General features: G+C 71.1%; 14 protein-coding genes, 1 pseudogene and 1 riboswitch. Of the genes and pseudogenes, 6 read left to right on the forward strand and 9 right to left on the reverse strand.

What is annotated here, in order from left to right; genetic code table 11:
* The 3 genes from QYS60_RS20660 to dacB all read right to left on the reverse strand — a co-directional run.
* On the reverse strand, positions 1 to 439 hold a 439-nt coding region (locus QYS60_RS20660), incomplete at its 3' end, for an ATP-binding protein (protein ID WP_371384133.1).
* A gap of 2 nt (positions 440 to 441) precedes the next feature.
* The gene (locus QYS60_RS20665; RefSeq protein ID WP_289381512.1) at positions 442 to 1,482 is read right to left on the reverse strand and encodes a zinc-dependent metalloprotease; all 1,041 of its coding nucleotides are present in this window, start codon (positions 1,480 to 1,482) and stop codon (positions 442 to 444) included.
* On the reverse strand, positions 1,473 to 2,879 hold the full coding sequence (dacB, locus tag QYS60_RS20670; protein ID WP_371384134.1) for a D-alanyl-D-alanine carboxypeptidase/D-alanyl-D-alanine-endopeptidase: 1,407 nt from the start codon (positions 2,877 to 2,879) through the stop codon (positions 1,473 to 1,475). The genes QYS60_RS20665 and dacB overlap by 10 nt, the downstream gene beginning before the upstream one ends.
* A 170-nt stretch (positions 2,880 to 3,049) precedes the next feature.
* Here dacB and QYS60_RS20675 point away from each other — a divergent pair, with 170 nt between their 5' ends.
* On the forward strand, positions 3,050 to 3,541 hold the full coding sequence (locus tag QYS60_RS20675) for an inorganic diphosphatase (RefSeq protein ID WP_003938269.1): 492 nt from the start codon (positions 3,050 to 3,052) through the stop codon (positions 3,539 to 3,541).
* Positions 3,542 to 3,595: 54 nt separating this feature from the next.
* Here QYS60_RS20675 and QYS60_RS20680 read toward each other — a convergent pair whose 3' ends face one another.
* Together QYS60_RS20680 and QYS60_RS20685 are read right to left on the reverse strand one after the other, a co-directional pair.
* The gene (locus tag QYS60_RS20680) at positions 3,596 to 4,705 is read right to left on the reverse strand and encodes a hypothetical protein (protein WP_371384135.1); all 1,110 of its coding nucleotides are present in this window, start codon (positions 4,703 to 4,705) and stop codon (positions 3,596 to 3,598) included.
* 11 nt (positions 4,706 to 4,716) lie between these two features.
* Complete coding sequence (locus tag QYS60_RS20685) at positions 4,717 to 5,547, reverse strand: crotonase/enoyl-CoA hydratase family protein (protein ID WP_371384136.1); 831 nt, start codon at positions 5,545 to 5,547, stop codon at positions 4,717 to 4,719.
* Positions 5,548 to 5,694: 147 nt separating this feature from the next.
* On the opposite strand from QYS60_RS20685, the gene QYS60_RS20690 reads away from it, so the two are divergent.
* On the forward strand, positions 5,695 to 6,213 hold the full coding sequence (locus QYS60_RS20690; RefSeq protein ID WP_371384137.1) for a 2-oxo-4-hydroxy-4-carboxy-5-ureidoimidazoline decarboxylase: 519 nt from the start codon (positions 5,695 to 5,697) through the stop codon (positions 6,211 to 6,213).
* A gap of 95 nt (positions 6,214 to 6,308) precedes the next feature.
* Positions 6,309 to 6,782 (forward strand): YbaK/EbsC family protein, encoded by a 474-nt coding sequence (locus QYS60_RS20695; RefSeq protein ID WP_010594626.1) that lies wholly within the window; start codon positions 6,309 to 6,311, stop codon positions 6,780 to 6,782.
* 46 nt (positions 6,783 to 6,828) lie between these two features.
* Here the strand turns inward: QYS60_RS20695 and QYS60_RS20700 are convergent, their stop codons facing one another.
* Positions 6,829 to 8,148: an aminotransferase class V-fold PLP-dependent enzyme gene (locus QYS60_RS20700; RefSeq protein WP_010594627.1), complete on the reverse strand. Its 1,320-nt coding sequence runs from the start codon at positions 8,146 to 8,148 to the stop codon at positions 6,829 to 6,831.
* A gap of 66 nt (positions 8,149 to 8,214) precedes the next feature.
* Positions 8,215 to 8,330, reverse strand: a riboswitch (SAM riboswitch).
* A gap of 245 nt (positions 8,331 to 8,575) precedes the next feature.
* Here QYS60_RS20700 and QYS60_RS20705 point away from each other — a divergent pair.
* The gene (locus QYS60_RS20705; protein WP_289381591.1) at positions 8,576 to 12,490 is read left to right on the forward strand and encodes a Pls/PosA family non-ribosomal peptide synthetase; all 3,915 of its coding nucleotides are present in this window, start codon (positions 8,576 to 8,578) and stop codon (positions 12,488 to 12,490) included.
* A complete protein-coding gene (locus tag QYS60_RS20710; RefSeq protein WP_289381592.1) occupies positions 12,487 to 13,848 on the forward strand; it encodes a M1 family metallopeptidase in 1,362 nt (453 codons plus the stop codon). The genes QYS60_RS20705 and QYS60_RS20710 overlap by 4 nt, the downstream gene beginning before the upstream one ends.
* A gap of 4 nt (positions 13,849 to 13,852) precedes the next feature.
* On the opposite strand, the gene QYS60_RS20715 is transcribed toward QYS60_RS20710, so the two are convergent.
* Positions 13,853 to 15,034 (reverse strand): MFS transporter, encoded by a 1,182-nt coding sequence (locus tag QYS60_RS20715; RefSeq protein WP_289381595.1) that lies wholly within the window; start codon positions 15,032 to 15,034, stop codon positions 13,853 to 13,855.
* An 86-nt stretch (positions 15,035 to 15,120) separates the two neighbouring features.
* The gene (locus QYS60_RS20720) at positions 15,121 to 15,762 is read right to left on the reverse strand and encodes a GntR family transcriptional regulator (RefSeq protein ID WP_371384138.1); all 642 of its coding nucleotides are present in this window, start codon (positions 15,760 to 15,762) and stop codon (positions 15,121 to 15,123) included.
* Positions 15,763 to 15,915: 153 nt separating this feature from the next.
* Between QYS60_RS20720 and QYS60_RS20725 the strand changes: the two genes are divergently transcribed.
* Positions 15,916 to 16,341 carry a hypothetical protein gene (locus tag QYS60_RS20725; RefSeq protein WP_371384139.1) on the forward strand — a complete coding sequence of 142 codons (426 nt, stop codon included), beginning with the start codon at positions 15,916 to 15,918 and terminating at the stop codon, positions 16,339 to 16,341.
* Between the two features lie 77 nt (positions 16,342 to 16,418).
* Here the strand turns inward: QYS60_RS20725 and QYS60_RS20730 are convergent.
* Positions 16,419 to 17,820: pseudogene (locus tag QYS60_RS20730) on the reverse strand (ISL3 family transposase).
* Between the last annotated feature and the right edge of the window lie 150 nt (positions 17,821 to 17,970).

The raw sequence follows: 17,970 nt of genomic DNA on the forward strand, positions 1-17,970 counted from the left end.
ACCGGGCCCCGGAACCGCGGCCCAGCCCCAGCAGCACGGTCTCGGCCTGATCGTCGAGCGTGTGCCCGAGCAGCACCGGCAATCCGGCCCGGGCCTCGTCGAGTGCCCGGTAGCGGGCCGCACGCGCGGCCGCCTCGGGACCGCCGGGGCCGGTCACCGCGACGCGGACGACCTGCACCGATGTGCATCCGGCCGACCGGGCGAATGCCGCGGCGCGGGCGGCGACGTCGGCGGAGCCGGGTTGCAGACCGTGGTCGACGACGACGGCGTGCACCGAATCCGCCTCGGCGACGGCGGCGGCGGTCAGAGCCGACGAGTCGGCGCCGCCGGACAGGCCGACCGCGACGGACCGGCCGTGGTCCACGACCCAGCGCCGGACGGCCAGACGCACCTCGTGGACGGCCGGGGTCTCGGGCAGGAGCGGTCGCTCGGACGACACCGTCAGGCCAGTACCCGTGCGATCCACGCGTCGGGGTCGTCGATCTCGGCGAGGGTCGGCATCGCGTCGGGTCCGCTCCAGACGGTGTTGAACCGGGCCATGCCCACCCGTTCGACGACGGTGTCGACGAACTTCTTGCCCTGCACGTACTGGGCCATCTTGGCATCCATCCCGAGCAGTGCCCGGACAATGCGGTGGACGGGGTTCACCGCGCGTCGGCGACGGTTGTCGAACGCGCGCCGGATCTGCGCGACGGCGGGCACCACGGAGGGCCCGACGGCGTCCATCACGTGGTCGGCGTGGCCTTCGAGCACGGTGCCCAGGGCCAGCATGCGGTCGAGGGCGGTGCGCTGGGGCTCGGACTGCACCGCCCGGACGAGACCGAGCACACCGCGCTCGGCCATGGGTTTCTCCTCGCCCGGCCGGCGATCGCGCAGGACCCCGGTGATCCGGGCGGCGAGATCGGTGAACGACTCGTCCACGGTCCGGCCCAGCTCCGCCGCCGCCTCGCGCATCAGATCCGCCATCCACGGGGCCTCGGCGAACTGCACGCGGTGGGTGACCTCGTGCAGGCACACCCACATCCGGAAGTCGGCGGTGGGCACCCGCAGTGCCCGCTCGACGGCGACGACGTTCGGGGCGACGAGCAGCAGCGACCGCGAGAAGGGGTCGTACTGACCGAGCACGGCGGTGGACAGGTACGCGAGCATCGCGCCGGCCTGCATGCCGGCGGGCTTGCCGACCCACCGCCCCTCGGCAGGCCCGGAGCCGGTGAGGTCCGACATCGACCTGGCGGCGGCGTGCACCCATTCGGACCGGTCGACGACCGTGGCGGGCGGGACGTCTCGGCCGTCGCCGAGGCCGGTCAGCTCCCGCACCGGCGGCTCGGCGCGGTCGGCGGCCGAGGCCAGCTCGGCGACGACGGTTTCGGCGGTGTACCGCGACATCGCCGGGCCCGGCCGGGTCAGGCGTGCTCCGACCCCGGCCGCGAACTTCCAGTCGATCGCGTCACCCAGCATCCGGTCCCGGTCGGTCATCGGCATCCGCATCCTCGGAGGGTCGCCGCCACCGCGTCGAGGGCAGGTCGGCTCTCGCCCGGCGGACGGTCGTTGGACAACAGGGCGAACGTCAGCACCCGGCCGTCGGTGTCGACGACGAATCCGGTCAGGCCGCTCGCCTGCGACAGGGTGCCCGTCTTCGCGCGGACCCAACCCGCCCCGTCGCGGTTGGTCGAGGCGTAGCGCTCCGAGAGGGTGCCGGTGGCGCCCGCGACCGGCAGGTAGTCCAGCATCGGGCGCAGCGACGCCTCTTCGGTTCCGGCGGCGGCGGCCATCACCGCGTCGAGCAGCCGAGCGGGAATCCGGTTGTCCACGGACAGCCCGCTCACGTCGTGGAGGGTGAGCCCGGTCAGGTCGAATCCCGCCTCGCGCAGGACCGTGGAGACGCTGTCGACCGCGCCGCGGAAGGACGGCTCGACCCCCTCGGCCGCGGCGAGCTCGCGGCCGACGGCCTCGGCAAGGACGTTGTCGGAGTAACTCATCATCTGCCCCAGCCGATCGCGCAGCGGCGCCGACTGCACCGCGGCCAGCGGGGCCGCTCCGGGCCGGACTGTCCCGGGAGCGACCCGGGCGGGGTCCGCGCCGAGCGCGGCGGCGAGGGCCCGGCCGGCGTCGAGGGCGGGGGTGGGGGTGCGCGGCGACTCGTCCTCGAGGGGGTTCAGCCGGCCGCCGTCGAGCATCACCGGTTCGATCGGCGCCACGGAGCCGCCGGCGATGTCGGCGGGAAACCAGCCCGTGGCCAGGGAGTCGCCGGCGTAGGCGCCGGTGTCGACGAGCACCGTGTCGACGGCCGCGCCGCTGCGCTGGATCTGCTGCACGAGGTCGGCGATGCGCGGGGCGCCGGCGTAGAAGCCGGACTCGCCGAGGGGACGGGCGGTGAGGGTGGGATCGCCGCCGGCGACGAGCACGATCTCCCCCGGCCGGCTGCCCTCGACGACCTTGGTGGTGACCCGGTGTTCGGCGGGCAGGGCGAGCAGCGCGGCAGCGGCGGTGAGAACCTTCGTCGTCGATGCCGGGATCATCGGCCGGGCCGGGTCCTTCGACCACAGCACGGTGCCCGTGGCGGCGTCGGTGATCGAACCGGTGAAGTTGCCCAGTCCCGCATTTCCCAGGGCCGGCGCGAGCGCGGCCGCCAGGGCGGGACCGGCGGGGGCGGGGGCGTCTGCCGGTACCGGGGCCACCTGCGGGGTCGCGGTGACGGGCGCCGGTGCCGGCGCTATCGCGGCGGCAGCCTCGCCGCTGCGGAAATCGGAGAGCGCGAAGGCCCCTCCCACGAGCAGCGCGACGGTCCCCGCTGCCCAGATGGTGAACAGGATCCGGAGGTTCCGGCGGCGCCGTCCCGCCAGTGTGCCCAGCTTCTTCTTGCCCTGCCCCGCCAACACGCCTCCGCTGTGTCGAATCCCGCGGCGTTCGCTCCGGCGAATCCCGCGCCCTGGTGACCGCCCCGGTGGTCCGGCACCTGCGCCACCAGCGTAGCGCCGACCCGTTATCCTCTGTGCGGACCATCACCGCAGATACGGCAGTCGTATCGATCTACAAGTGAGGACACGGCGTGGAGTTCGAGGTCACCATCGAGATCCCCAAGGGGCAGCGCAACAAGTACGAGGTCGATCACGAAACCGGCCGCGTGAAGCTGGACCGCTACCTCTACACCTCGTTCGGCTACCCCGCCGACTACGGCTACATCGAGAACACCCTCGGCGAGGACGGCGACCCGCTGGACTGCATGGTGCTGCTCCCCGAGTCCGTGTTCCCCGGCGTCATCGTCGAGGCTCGTCCGGTGGGCATGTTCAAGATGGTCGACGAGGCCGGCGGCGACGACAAGGTCCTCGCCGTGCCCGCGGGCGATCCGCGCTGGGACCACGTCAAGGACATCAGCGACGTCTCGCAGTTCGAACTGGACGCGATCAAGCACTTCTTCGTCCACTACAAGGACCTCGAGCCGGGCAAGCACGTCGAGGCCGCGGACTGGGTCGGCCGCGCCGAGGCCGAGGCCGAGGTCTCCGCGTCGATCGAGCGCCTGAAGGCGAACGGCGGGCACTGACACCACGCGTCGTTCGGGCTCCGCGGCCGCCGGTTGCGGAGCCCGAACGCGTTCTCAGCCGCTGCGCTCGATCGCGTCCCGGATCTCGGCGAGCCGATCGAGCAGGCGCGGCCGGAGCTGGGCGTCCACCCGCGCCGACCACGGCCGCAGCAGGCGCGGCAATCGCAGGACGAAGTGCTGCCGCAGGAGACATCCCTGCGGGGTGGACTCGATCCGGTAGTCGAGGTGGCCGGTGAACCAGGCGCTGCGGAAGTCCATCGCGAGCAGTTCCGGGTCCTCGATTGCGGTCACGACGCTGTCGACGGACATCCACCAGCCGGGTGCGAGCCGCACCCGCTCGTGCCACCCGGTGCCCTCGACGGTCGGACCGGACGGGGACTTGTCCATCCGGACGCCTGTGCGCGCCGGTGCACCCACATGGTCCTGCACGTCGGCGAGCAGCGCGAACACTTCCCCGGCGGGTCGGCGCACCGGAATATGCAGTTGGATATCCGTTGGGGTGCAAGGACTTTCGTCGACCGGCGGGTCACCGCCCCGTCGGCGCCGCGCGTGCCGCTCGGCGCGGCCCCGGATACCGAGCAGCATCCGCCGGGACATCACGAAGTCGCCCGCGTCCATGAGGACGGCCCAGCCGACCGCGAACGGCGACGGGGGGATCCGGAATCGCACGCGATGCACCAGCCGGCTGTGTCCGGGCCCGTCCGGACGTAACGCCAGTGCGGCGGTGACCGCACCCCCGTTGTGCGAGTGGGCGTACACGAGGGAACGTCCGGGGTCGATCGACTCCACCCGGAAGGCGGCCGGGGAACCCGCGACCAGCCGGACCGGGTCGCCGACCTTGAGCCGCTGCAGTTCGGGCCGGATCTCCCGGGCGCTCGGCTTCCCGCCGTTGTCGACGAGGTCGTAGCTGTACCAGCCGGCACGGTCCCCGGCGCCCATCTGGACCAGCCACGGCCACACGTCCACCGGCTCGGCCGCGATCGACACCGCTCGGGTTGCCGACCAGTGGGGCCGGGGCAGGATCTCGTCCCCTGGCATCCGTCCCGCCACCTCGGTCCTCGTCGCACCCCAGCGCAACTGCCAGGGCCGGTAGGCCGTCAGATACGCCAGTGGGACGGCCGGCACCAGCCGACCGCCCCACGTCAGGACCGGATGCCTTCGCACCCGTCCATCCTCTACCGGCCCCGGAACTCCGGGGGACGCTTCTCGAAGACCGCCGCGACGGCCTCGGTCAGGTCCTCCGACGGCAGGAACGCGGCGTTCCAGGCCGCGACGTAGCGCAGGCTGTCGTCGACACGCGGCGAGCGGCTGTGGTCGAGGACGGCCTTGATGCCGTGCACGACCAACGGCGGATTCGCCGCGATCTCGGCGGCGGTGGCCTGCGCGGCGGCCAGGACGGCGTCCGCGTCCTCGAAGACGTCGTTGACCAGGCCGATCTTCTCCGCGCGTGCCGCGTCGATGTCCTTGCCGGTGAGGGCCAGCTCACGCAGGTGCCCATCGCCGATGATCAGCGGCAGGCGCGCGAGGCTGCCCACGTCGGCGACCATCCCGACCTTGACCTCGCGGACACTGAACTTCGCGTCGGCACTGGCGTAGCGGATGTCGGCCGCGGAGATCAGGTCGACGCCGCCGCCGATGCACCAGCCCTGCACGGCGGCGACGACGGGCTTACGGCAGTCCGCGACCGCGGTGATCGCCGCCTGCATCCGCTTGACCATCTCGTGGAAGTCGGTTCGCGGGGCGGCCAGCGCCTTGTCGGCGAGGACCTTGCCCAGGTCGCCGCTCATGGCGGGCAGGTCGAGACCGAAGGAGAAGTGCTTGCCGGCACCGGCGAGCACGACGGCACGCACGTCCGGATCCGCATCGAGCTCGCCGAACAACAGCGGCAGCTCGGTCCAGAAGTCGGGGCCCATGGCGTTGCCTTTGCCCGGACCGACGAGGGTGACGAGCGCGACGTGGTCCGCGACGTCGACCGTGAACGCTTTCCAGCGAGATTCCTGAGTCATTACTCGAGAGTAATATGCAGGCGTCGCTCCGCTGTCACGGACCGCTCGTTACAGCCCGGAAAATTCCGCGCTCTGCCCCTGGTGGCCGCCCCGCCGCGGACGGATCCTGGGGGTACGAACGGTCCGGCCCGCAGAGGAGCGACTGTCATGCTGATGCACCAGGGCATCGGTCTGGGTGCCTTCAACGCCCTGTCCCGGCGGGGCGCCACCCATGCGCTGTACGAGTGCTGCGCGTCGCTCACCTGGGCCCAGGCGGTGGCGGCGGGACGTCCCTATGCGAGCTACTCGGAACTGTTCGCCCGCGCCGACGCCGCCCTGTTCTCCGCGAGCGACGCGGAGATCGCGGAGGCCCTCGACTGCCATCCGGTGGTGGGCCGCCGGCGCGGCAGCACCGCCTCGCGGCTCGAGCAGTGCTCGCTGTGGGACGAGGACGAGGCCTTGACGGCCGCGATCACGGCCGCCGCCGCCTACGAAGAGCGCTTCGGGTACCGCTATCTGTGGTGCCCGCAGGGCCGCGGACTGCAAGAACTGCTGACGGACCTGAACCACCGGCTCGCACACGACCCCGAGGCGGAACGCAAGGTGTGCACGGAGGAACTCGCCAAGATCACCCGCACCCGGCTCGAGCGCATGCTCGGACCCGAGGACGGCTTTCCGCTGTATTGACCCCCGACTGTATCGACTCCGACCGTATCGACCTCGGCCGCGGCCGGACCTGCCGATCGGAGCCACGGACGGCGGCGGACTCCTAGGCTGGAACCATGTCCGGGACACTGCATCCGAATGCCGCTCGGGTAGCCGACACGCTCATCGCGCGCGGTCACCACGGGTTGATCACGACCCAACCGGAGTCGGTGCACACCGCCGAGCAGGCGGCGGCCGTGCTCGGGGTCGACGTGGGAGCGATCGTCAAGTCGCTGGTGTTCCTGCTCGACGACGAACCGGTACTGCTGCTGGTCTCGGGTGCCCACCGGGTGAATCCGGAACGAACCGGCAAACGCCTCGGCGGTGCGCTCGTCGCGGCGCCCCCGGACGTGGTCACCGAGGTCACGGGTCAGACCGTCGGCGGCGTGGCACCGCTCGGGCATCCGACGAACCTGACCACGTACGTCGACACCGCCCTGGCTGCTTTCCCCCAGCTCTGGGCCTCTGGCGGGCATCCACGCACGCTGTTCCGCACGACGTTCCGCGAACTGATGCGCATCACGGCAGCCGTCGACGTCGACGTCGACTAGACCTGCCGGTCCGGACGGCCGGTGCGGCAGTCCGCCCGGGAAGCGGTCAGCTGCACTGCGCCGCCCCGGCGGTGGACTCCGCCAGGCCCGGACGGGTCTCGGGCGACGGCCCCCACAGGCCGTCGGTCTTCGCGTAGGTCCAGCCGGGACCGGCATCCACCAGCGTGTGCAGCGCGTCGAGCAGACGATCCACGTCGGCGGAGGAACTGCCGAGACCGAGCGAGGCACGAACCGCGCCGGCGGGCAGTCCGACCCGGGCGAGCAGCGGGTGCGCGCAGAACCGGCCGTCGCGCACCCCGATTCCGTGCTCGGCGGACAGATACGACGCCACCTCGCCGGGCTCGAAGCCGGCGACCGTGAAGGTGACGATGCCGACGGAGTCCGGGGAGTCGCTCCACAGCCGCAGGATCTCGACGCCCTCGACGCCGCGCAACCCGTCGAGCAGGCGCCGGCACAACGCCTCCTCGTGCACGGTGACGGCATCGGCGTCGAAGCCGGCGAGCGCGTCGCACGCTGCGGCGAGCGCCGCGACACCGAGCACGTTCGGCGTGCCCGCCTCGTGTCGCGCTGGGGCACAAGCCCATTCGGTGTGATTGAGACTGACGTCGCGGACCGCACCACCCCCTGCGAGGTACGGTTCCGCGACGTCGAGCCAGTCCCGGCGCCCCACCAGAGCACCGGCACCGAACGGAGCGTAGAGCTTGTGCCCCGAGAATGCGAGGTAGTCGACGCCGAGCGCGGTGAGGTCGATCCGCCGGTGCGGAACCAATTGTGCTCCGTCGACGAGGATCCGGGCACCGCAGGCGTGCGCGACGTCGGCGAGTTCGGCGATCGGGAGGACCTCGCCGGTGACGTTGGAGGCGCCGGTGACGGCGAGCAGCGCAGCAGGCCTGCTGCACAGTTCGGCGACGAGCCGGCGGACGGTCTCGGCAACGGTGTCGGCAGCCTCGACGACGCGAGCATTCTTCCAGGGCAACAGGTTTGCGTGGTGTTCGACGTCGAGTACCACCACGTCGCCGGGCACGGCTCCGGCCAGGAGGTTGAGCGAGTCGGTGGTGTTGCGGGTGAAGACGACCACCTGATCGTCTGCGGCGCAGACGAATCGGGCCACGGATTCGCGGGCCTGCTCGTAGCTGGTGGTGGAGATCCTCGAGGCGTAACCGGCACCGCGATGCACGCTGGCGTAGTACGGCAGGAGTTCGGCGATCCGCTCGGTGACCGCTTCGAGGGCCGGCGCGCTCGCCGCGTAGTCGAAGTTGGCGTAGGTGCAGGCACCGCCCTGCACCAGGGGTACCTGAAGATCACATCCGGTGACCCGGGCGAACGGTGCGATACAGGTGTCGGCGGTCAGTACAGCGGCAGTCATGACGTTCCCTCGTCGTTCAGGGATTCGCCGGTGGTCGCCTCGTCGCTCGAGTGCGATCACGGTCCGAATCCGCGCTTGCCGTGTCCGGTGTGGAAACACGGCCAGGTCGTCACCCGGAGCACCCCACCGCGGAGGAGGGTTGCCGACCAGCTAGCCGGGGCTTGTCGCTGGTTCTCGTGACCTGCGGAAGAGGATGGCAAAAGCGCGCACGGATGTCAAACCGGGATCGCACCGTCCGTCGTCCGGCACGCGAATCCCCAGGGAGAGGCGGTTTCTCGCCCAGAACCGGACACCGGCCGGGATTCCGGCGCCCGGGAGGCGGAGAAATTCCACCGCGCGCGTGGGCACCGACACACCCGATGTTCACCCTCCGTCCACCTGACCGTGAGATAACCGGACGTACGCACCACCAGGCCGAGAGAAGGACATGCGATTGCCTGCCCAGCCCACGACGGATTCGGATCGGTCGTATCGCATCCCCGAGGAGTTCCTCCGCTCCTCCCATGCTCCGGCCCCTCGCACCCTCGTCGACATCCTGCGTGCCACCGCCGACACCCACCCGGACGCTCCGGCCGTCGACGACGGATCCGTCACCCTCAGCTACACCGAACTCGTCGAGGAGGTCGTCGCCTGCTCCTACCGGCTCGCCGACGCGGGAGTCGGGGGCGGGGACCGAGTCGGCGTGCGCATGCCGTCCGGCTCCGCGGACCTGTACGTGACGATCCTGGGCATCCTCGCCGCCGGCGCGGCCTACGTGCCGGTGGACGCCGACGATCCCGACGAACGCGCCGAACTCGTGTTCGGGGAAGCGCAGGTCACCGCCGTCGTCACCGCCGACGGCATCGGCCCGGGCACCGCGCCGCCGTCGCCGCAGCCGCAGCTGCGCGGTCCGCGTCTCGACGACGCCGCCTGGATCATCTTCACCTCCGGATCCACCGGCACCCCCAAAGGGGTCGCGGTCAGCCATCGCAGCGCCGCCGCCTTCGTCGACGCCGAGGCCCGGCTGTTCCTGCGCGAGAACCCGATCGGCCCCGGCGACCGCGTACTGGCCGGGCTGTCGGTCGCGTTCGACGCGTCCTGCGAGGAGATGTGGCTCGCGTGGCGGCACGGCGCGTGCCTCGTCCCCGCGCCCCGCTCGCTCGTGCGGTCCGGGATGGACCTCGGACCGTGGCTGGTCTCCCGCGACATCAGCGTCGTCTCCACCGTTCCCACCCTCGCGGCGATGTGGCCCGCCGAGGCGCTCGAAGCGGTGCGGCTGTTGATCTTCGGTGGGGAGGCCTGTCCGCCGGATCTCGCCGAGCGGCTGGCTGTGCCCGGGCGCGAGGTGTGGAACACGTACGGGCCCACCGAGGCCACCGTGGTCGCGTGTGCGGCGACGATGGACGGCACCGGCCCGGTCCGCATCGGCCTGCCGCTCGACGGCTGGGACCTCGCCGTGGTGGACGGCGAGGGCCGGCCCGTCCCGGAGGGCGGCACCGGCGAACTCGTCATCGGCGGCGTCGGACTGGCCCGCTATCTGGACCCGGCCAAGGACGCCGAGAAGTACGCTCCCATGCCCACCCTCGGCTGGGACCGCGCCTACCGCAGCGGCGACCTGGTCACCCTCGACCGCGCGGGGCTGCTGTTCCAGGGACGTGCCGACGATCAGGTCAAGATCGGCGGCCGGCGCATCGAACTCGGCGAAGTCGACAACGCTCTGCAGAACCTGCCCGGCGTCGCCGGCGGCGCGGCCGCCGTACGCAAGACCGCGGCCGGGCACTCGATCCTCGTCGGCTACCTCGCCAGCACCGACCCCGAGTTCGACCTCGCCTCCGCGCGCGACCTGCTCGGCGAGCAGCTGCCGGCGGCCCTGGTCCCGAGACTGGCGCTGGTGGACGAACTGCCCACCCGGACCTCCGGCAAGGTGGACCGCAATGCGCTTCCGTGGCCGCTGCCCGGCGCGGAGGCCGCCGCCGCCGAGGCTCTCGGCCTCGACCCGACCGCCGAGTGGGTCGCCGGGCTGTGGGTGTCGATTCTCGGCACCCCGATCGAGAGCATCGACGACGACTTCTTCGAACTCGGCGGCGGCTCCCTCGCCGCGGCCCAGCTGGTGACGGCCCTGCGCGAACGCTATCCCGCGATGACCGTCGCCGAACTGTACGACCATCCGCGACTCGGCTCGCTGGCCGAGTACCTCGACGACCTCGCGCCGTCCGCTGTGGTCGCCCCGCGGCAGGTGACCCCCGTTCCGCGCCGGGCACAGCTGCTGCAACTCGCCGTCACGGTGCCACTCACCACTCTCACGGGGCTGCAGTGGGTGACCTGGCTCGCGATCGCGAACAACGTCTTCTCGCTGTTCGTCGACGTGCCGTGGCTCGCTCCGGCGTCGTGGTGGTGGGTGACCATCGGCATCCTGCTGTTCCTGACCCCGCTCGGCCGCATGTCCGTCGCCGTCGCCGGGACGCGGCTGCTGCTGCGCAACCTGCAACCCGGCACCTACCGGAGGGGCGGCAGCGAGCACCTCCGGCTGTGGACGGCGCTGCGGCTGTCGGAGGCCAGCGGTGCAGTGAACCTGTCCGGGGCGCCGTGGATGCTGTACTACGCCCGCGCGCTGGGCGCGAAAGTCGGAAAGGGCGTCGACCTGCACAGTCTGCCGCCGGTCACCGGCATGCTCGAACTCGGGGACGGCTGTTCCATCGAACCCGAGGTCGACCTGTCCGGACACTGGATCGACGGCGACGAGGTCCACATCGGCAGCATCCGGATCGGAGCCGGCGCGACGGTCGGCGCCCGCTCGACTCTGGCCCCGGGCGCCCGAGTCGGCAAGAACGCCGAGGTCGCCGCCGGCTCCGCCGTGTTCGGCCGCGTCAAGGCCGGCCAGCACTGGGCCGGCTCCCCCGCCCGGAAGGTCGGCAAGGCCCTGCATCCGTGGCCCGCCGAGCCGCCGCGGCGTGCCTCGTGGTGGGTGCCGATCTTCGGCCTCACCTCGATGGTGCTGGCCTCGCTGCCGATCGTCGCGATCGGCGCCGGGCTCACCCTTGTCGGATGGTGGATCCGCGACGCCGCCGACCTCACCGATGCGTTGCTCCGCAGCGCGGCGATCCTGCCGGTGGCCGCCCTGCTGACCTTGTTCGTGTTCGCCGCCCTCACGGTGCTGTCGGTGCGTGCCCTGGCCGTCGGCATGACCGAGGGACACCATCCCGTCCGCAGCCGCGTCGGCTGGCAGGTGTGGGCGACCGAGCGACTGATGGACAGTTCGCGCACGTTCCTGTTCCCGCTCTACGCCTCGATGCTCACGCCGGGCTGGCTGCGACTGCTCGGCGCCGACATCGGCAAGGACGTCGAGGCCTCCACCGTGCTGATGGTGCCCAAGTTCACCCGCGTCGCCGACGGCGCCTTCCTCGCGGACGACACCATGGTCGCCAGCTACGAGCTCGGTGGCGGCTGGCTGTACATCTCCCGCGCCAAGGTGGGCAAGCGCGCGTTTCTCGGCAACTCGGGTATGGCCGCCCCGGGGCGACGGGTCCCCAAGTACGGACTCGTCGCGGTCCTCTCGGCTGCGCCGTCGAAGGCCAAGTCGGGTTCCTCGTGGCTCGGCAGCCCCCCGGTGCGGCTGCGTCGCGCCGCGAACGACGGCGATTCGAGCCGCACGTTCGCGCCCCCGGTGCGGCTGCGCGTGGCCCGCGGCTTCGTCGAGACCTTCCGCCTGCTGCCGATGATCGTCACGTTCGGTATCGGTCTCGGCGTGCTGTTCGCCCTGCAATCGCTGGCGACCTCGGTGGGGTACGCGGCGGCCGCGGCGCTGAGCGGAGTCGTGCTCATCCTCGCCGGCGCCGTGGCCGGCATCGTGTCCGTGGCCGCCAAATGGGCGGCCGTCGGACGCATCGGCCGGGAGGAACACCCGCTGTGGAGCTGGTTCGTGTGGCGCAACGAGGTGGCCGACACCTTCGTCGAAACGGTCGCGGCACCGTGGTTCGCCCGCCCGGCCACCGGCACGGCCGTGATGAACCTGTGGCTACGGGGCCTGGGCGCGAAGATCGGCCGCGGGGTGTGGTGCGAGAGCTACTGGCTACCCGAGGCCGACCTGGTGACCCTCGGCGACGGTGCGACGGTGGAACGCGGGTGTGTTGTGCAAACGCACCTGTTCCATGATCGGATCATGTCCATGGACACCGTCACGCTCGGCGCCGGCGCCACCCTCGGCCCCCAGTGCGTCGCACTGCCCGCCGCCGGAATCGGGGCCGGCGCCACCGTCGGCCCGGCCTCGCTGGTGATGCGCGGTGACGTCGTTCCGGATTCGACCAAATGGCAGGGTAATCCGATTGCGCCGTGGTCGCACCCGAGCGATTGGTCCCCGCAGTGAAGCCGGGGAACGACCCGAAGAAGACCCGCGAGAACGGCAGAACCCCGAAACCGGATGCTCCGATCGATCCGTACCTGCCGCGCAGCGGCAACCGCGGGTACCGCGTGTCGAGGTACGAACTCGACCTGAACTACCGGGTCGTGGCCAACCGGCTCACCGGCACGGCCACCGTCGTCGCCACCACCACCGACGAACGCGGCAAGTTCGCGCTCGACCTCGCGCCGACCATGCGGGTGACCAAACTGTCGGTCAACGGGTCCCGGCCCGCCAAGTACGCCCAGCGTGACGGCAAACTCGTCGTCACCCCTGCCCGGAAGATCCCCGTGGGCGGCGTGCTGACGATCGTCGTCCACTATCACGGCACCCCGAAACCGATCCGCAGTCCGTGGGGCGAGGTCGGCTGGGAGGAACTCGAGGAGGGGGCACTGGTCGCGAGCCAGCCCAACGGCGCCTCGTCGTGGTTCCCCTGCGACGACCATCCCGGCGCGAAGGCGAGCTACCGGATCACGGTCACGGCCGACTCCCCCTTCCAGGTGATCGCGAACGGCACGCTGGTGCGCAGGACGACGAGGGCCAGTCAGACCACCTGGGTGTACGAGCAGCCGGAACCGATGGCGACCTATCTCGCCACGGTGCAGATCGGGAACTACGAGACCCGCAGGATGTCCGAGACACCGGTGCCGCTCGTCGCGGTGCATCCGCCGCGTCTGCGGGCGCACTTCGACCGGGACTTCGGCCGGCAACCACAGATGATGGAGGTCTTCTGCCGGCTCTTCGGGCCGTACCCGTTCCCGCACTACAGCGTCGTCGTCACCGAGGACGAACTCGAGATCCCGATCGAGGCGCAGACCCTGTCGATCTTCGGCGCGAACCACTGCGACGGCACCCGGAGCGAAGAGCGGCTCGTCGCACACGAACTCGCGCACCAGTGGTTCGGCAACAGCCTCACCCCGTCACGGTGGCGCGACATCTGGCTGAACGAGGGCTTCGCCTGCTACGCGGAGTGGCTGTGGTCGGAGAACTCCGACGGGCCGTCCGCGCACACGATCGCCGAGGAGGCGCACCGCGGGCTCGGCCGCAAACCTCAGGACATCCTCCTCGGCGACCCCGGGCCGGACCTGATGTTCGACGACCGCGTCTACAAGCGGGGCGCCCTGACCCTGCACGCGCTGCGCCTGCGCCTCGGCGACGAGAAGTTCTTCACGCTGATTCGGCAGTGGACCGCGGACCACCGGCACGCGACCGTCACCACCGAGCAGTTCACCGATCTCGCGGCCCGGTTCGCGGACGCACCGCTGCGTCCGCTGTGGGACGCGTGGCTCGCCGAGAAGGCACTGCCGCCGATGCCCGAGCCGTGAGACGTCAGGCCGACGCCCGCTCCGGCAGGTGTGCCTGCCATTTCGCCAGGACGAGCACCAGGCACGCGGCCGCCGCGACCGCGCCCACGACGAACATGGCCGGGTAGGTCAGGACCGGGTACGTCTGCGACAGGTACACCATCACCGCGGGTACCGCGAAGCCGAGATAGCTCAGCGAATAGAACACCGCGGTGAGCCCGGCGAGGTCGTCGGGGCGGGCGATACGCTGCACTTCCTGCAGGCCCGACACCAGCGCCATGCCGTAGCCGCAGCCCAGGACGACCGCGGCCAGCAGGGCCAGCGGCACGGTCAGGGCGGCGGCCGCGGCCGCCGCCGTGACCATCCCCACCACGAGCAACGTCAGTGCCACCGCTACCGCACGGGCATTGTGGGGGGTGTCGATCCGACGGCCCAGCGACTGGATCGCGAAACCGGCACCGAGGGCGACGACGCACAGCAGCGCCGAGAACGCGATCGGGGCGTCGCCGCTGTGTCCGGTCATCAGCGCCGGCAGGATCGCGTACGCCGAACTGGCGGCGCCGAACACCCAGGGGGCGACGGGGGCGATCACGAACAGGAAGCGGGCGTGCCCGGCGGCCGGGATCTTCAGGTCTTCCCGCAGCGCAGTCCGTTCCGCTTCCGGCTGCGCCGGGCGGGTCTCCGGCGTCCGCAGCAGTGCCGTACCTGCGCCGATACTCAGCCCGATATGCACGAAGTAGGACAGGGCACTCGGCATCGGGGCCCACTGGGCGAGGGCACCCGCGATGCCGGCACCGACACCGAACCCGGCGGTCAGGCTCATCGCGGCCCGTCGCGCACCGGCTCCGGCCGTCGCGCGCGGATCCCAGCGCGGGTCGGACAGTTCCTTCAGCCAGCTGCCACCGACCGCCATGCCCAGTCCGAGCGCGATCCCGCAGAGGATGCGGCCGAGGATGAGCAGCGGCGCGGAGTCCGATCCGAGGGCGAGCACCGCGGAACCGACGAGGGCGACGAACGGTGCGGGCACCATGACAGGCCGACGACCGAGCCGGTCGGAGAGCGGACCGCCGACGAGCAGGGCCGGCACGATGCCCAGGACATAGGCGAAGAGGAACAGGTCGACGACGACCGGCGCGAAACCGTGTTCGAGCCGGTACATCACCAGGAGCGGGGTGAATTCGTTGCCGCCCCAGGCGACAGCGAACATCGCGGCGGCCACGAGCAGCCACGCCCTGCGGGGAGCGGCATCCGTACCAGCAGTGGGCAGCCGACCCGGTTCGGTGGCAGTTGCGGTCACAGTCGTCCCCCTCCGAGTCCGTGCACCTCGCGCATGTGCACCTCGAGCGCCTCGTCGAACGCGTCGGCATCCCCGGCGGCGACGAGATCCACCAGATGCGCATGGTCGGCGATGATCTTCTGCAGCTGCGCCGGATCCCGGGCGACAGAACGGGCCGTCATCCGTCGCTGGCGTTCCCGCAGGCCGGCATAGAAGGCGTCGAGGAGCGGATTGCCACCCGCGGCCACGATGTTGCGGTGGAAGTCCGCGTCGGCACCGCTGAAGCCACCGACGTCACCACGCTCGGCAAGTTCACGCTGCGTGTCCAGGCTTGCGCGCAAGGTACGTTCGAGTTGCTCTCGTGCCGGCGGAGCGGACGCGACGGCGCGCACCGCGTGGGTCTCGAGCAACCGTCGCGCATCGACGACATGCTCGGCCTCCCCGTCCGCCACCGGAACTACCAGTGCGCCGCGCTTGGGGTACAGACGCATCCAGCCCTCGGCCTCGAGGCGGAGGAAGGCCTCGCGCACCGGGGTACGGCTGCACGACATCCGAGCCGCGATCTCCCCTTCGCTGATCAGATCACCGCCGGGCAACTCACCCGACAGGATCAGCTCCTTGACCTCGCGATAGACCGACTCGGCCGCTGAATACGACATAGACACAAGATGTATTTATACAGGAGGCCGGCGGTGGAGTGCCACCCGGCCCTGTTCCCCCACCGAAGGCCGCCAGGGTAAAGGGCGGTCTGCAGACACTGGGGGAAGCCATACTCGAAGAGGCCGAGGGAGGACGGGCAGGAGGAGGTTGCGATGAGGCGACGACCGGCCCGTAGTGACCTGTTGCACGCGGCTGCGATGGGCAGCGTCGCCACCGGCATCGCGTTGTACTGGCTCGACTACTTCACCGCCGGACATGTCAGATCGTCCGACGACCCCTCGTACATCGCGTTCGAGAACGCATTCCCGGCCGCTGACGGGCTGATGGCCGCGAGTTTCGCAGTGAGCGCCTGGCAGCTGACGAGGGGGCGGTCACTCGCCGTCCCGCTGGGGATCGCGGCCGGCGGCGCGATGACATTCCTCGGAGCCATGGACACGCTGTGGAATATCGAGCACGGCAACTACCGGCGAATGACTACCGAAATCGCAGTCGAGACGGGCATCAATGTCGTCTCGCTCGCGTTCGGACCGTGGACTGTCGCACGACTGTGGCGGCGGCGCGAGGCACTCGCCGGCTGAGCGGACGCCCCCGGTCGTACGGTCGCCGTGGGCTCCGTCGAATCGGGTACCTGCTCCGGAAATGCGGCTCTTCGCAGTTAGCAGTGGCATTGATGCCGGCCGGGTGTGCTCCGCCGGGAGCGGCGGGTGCAGGCCCACCGTACCCGGCGCCGTTGATTCTCGGGATTGCGGAATCCGAACGCGATCCGCCCGACGTGCTTGACGATCCGGTTGTAGCCCTCGCTGCGCGCATTCGACAGGCCCGTCTCGATCGCTCGGACGATCGGGTCCTGCCAGGTCTCGACGGTGCGGGCCAGCGCGGTGACCTCCGGCACCGAGCAGGCGGCGCAGAACTTGTAGAACCGATACAGCGCGGCCCGGATCTCGTGCCGCAGTCCACCACGGGCGGTGCAGGCCAGCAGGTCGCGCAGCAGCTCCTTGGCGATCCTCCCCCGAGGACTTCGTCCAGGGCGGGACCCCCAGCGGCGGCGATCTCCTCGCTCGGGTCGGCGGCGAGCAGCTTGGTGAACAGCTCGGTGCGCTGCTGGTCGGTGAGGGTCTCGGCGCCGCGCAGCAGCCGGCGGCGGTTGATCCACTCCCCATCGCTCTTGCGGCCGCGCCGGCCCCGCTGGGTCTGGGTGACCCGTCGGCGCACCGCATCGACGACCTCGTTGGCCTTCTTGACCAGGTGGAACCGGTCGACCACCAGCTGGGCGTGCGGCAAGGCCTCGCGCACCGCCTTGGCGTACACGCTCGACAGGTCGATGGTGACGTGGGTGATCTGCGTGCGCCACTGCTCGTCGCGTGCATCGAGCCAGTCGATCACCGCCGCCGCGCTGCGGCCGTTGACCTGCGCGAGCAGGCCCCGATCGCCGGCGATGTCGACCAGGCCGGTGTCCCATCGGTCCACCCACCGCCGGGCGCCGGTGACCGGGTCGGTCTCCCACTTCGCCTTGCCGCGGCGGGTCTCGTCGATACCGAGCACCGTCACGGGGGCTGGTTCGTCGAGGGCGGTGTCGGCGACGGCGACGACCCGATCGTGGACGGTGTGCCAGCCGCACCGGTACTCGGCGGCGACGGCGGCCACCGAGCGGTCGTCGTCGAGGACACCGGCGGCCATCATCGTCTTCACCCGCGGGGTGACCCGGGCACGGGCCGGGATGCCCGGCACCGACTCGGTGAACATCTTACGCTCGCAGGAGGTGTTGGTGCACAACCACTTCCGCTTAGACCATTCGAGTCGGGGGCGGTCGGGGCCGACCCGCACATCGCGGGGACGGATGGTCACCCAGCCCTTCGACCGCGCCGACCTCTGCCCGCACTGCGGACACACCCCGACCCACCGGGGGTCGGTCCCGAGCCGGACGATCCGGCTGCCGTCGTCGACGCGCCGCACCGATTCGACGACGACGCCGTCGAGATCGAGCAGCAGTGAACCACTACTGTGGAGCATGCCCGCGTTCCTTGCTGGTCTGGTTGCCTGAAGAACACCCAGCTCACAAGGGCGCGGGCCCTTTTTCAATCACCGACACGGCACGGGGTCGGACAACATCACGCCCCTACCAACTGCGAAGAGCCGGAAATGCCGGAAGCCCCCCGACAGTATCGGGGGGCTTCCGGTAACGGGTGTTCGGCGGTGTCCTACTCTCC

This window comes from Rhodococcus sp. GXMU-t2271, assembly GCF_041414735.1.
In the GTDB taxonomy this organism is placed as follows: Bacteria; Actinomycetota; Actinomycetes; order Mycobacteriales; family Mycobacteriaceae; genus Rhodococcus; species Rhodococcus indonesiensis.

Coding starts and splice junctions, on each gene's coding strand:
- QYS60_RS20685 (WP_371384136.1), bottom strand. CDS start 5,547: ATGACTCAGGAATCTCGCTGGAAAGCGTTCACGGTCGACGTCGCGGAC.
- QYS60_RS20705 (WP_289381591.1), top strand. CDS start 8,576: ATGCGATTGCCTGCCCAGCCCACGACGGATTCGGATCGGTCGTATCGC.
- QYS60_RS20695 (WP_010594626.1), top strand. CDS start 6,309: ATGTCCGGGACACTGCATCCGAATGCCGCTCGGGTAGCCGACACGCTC.
- QYS60_RS20690 (WP_371384137.1), top strand. CDS start 5,695: ATGCTGATGCACCAGGGCATCGGTCTGGGTGCCTTCAACGCCCTGTCC.
- QYS60_RS20720 (WP_371384138.1), bottom strand. CDS start 15,762: ATGTCGTATTCAGCGGCCGAGTCGGTCTATCGCGAGGTCAAGGAGCTG.
- QYS60_RS20700 (WP_010594627.1), bottom strand. CDS start 8,148: ATGACTGCCGCTGTACTGACCGCCGACACCTGTATCGCACCGTTCGCC.
- QYS60_RS20725 (WP_371384139.1), top strand. CDS start 15,916: ATGAGGCGACGACCGGCCCGTAGTGACCTGTTGCACGCGGCTGCGATG.
- QYS60_RS20665 (WP_289381512.1), bottom strand. CDS start 1,482: ATGCCGATGACCGACCGGGACCGGATGCTGGGTGACGCGATCGACTGG.
- QYS60_RS20715 (WP_289381595.1), bottom strand. CDS start 15,034: ATGTTCGCTGTCGCCTGGGGCGGCAACGAATTCACCCCGCTCCTGGTG.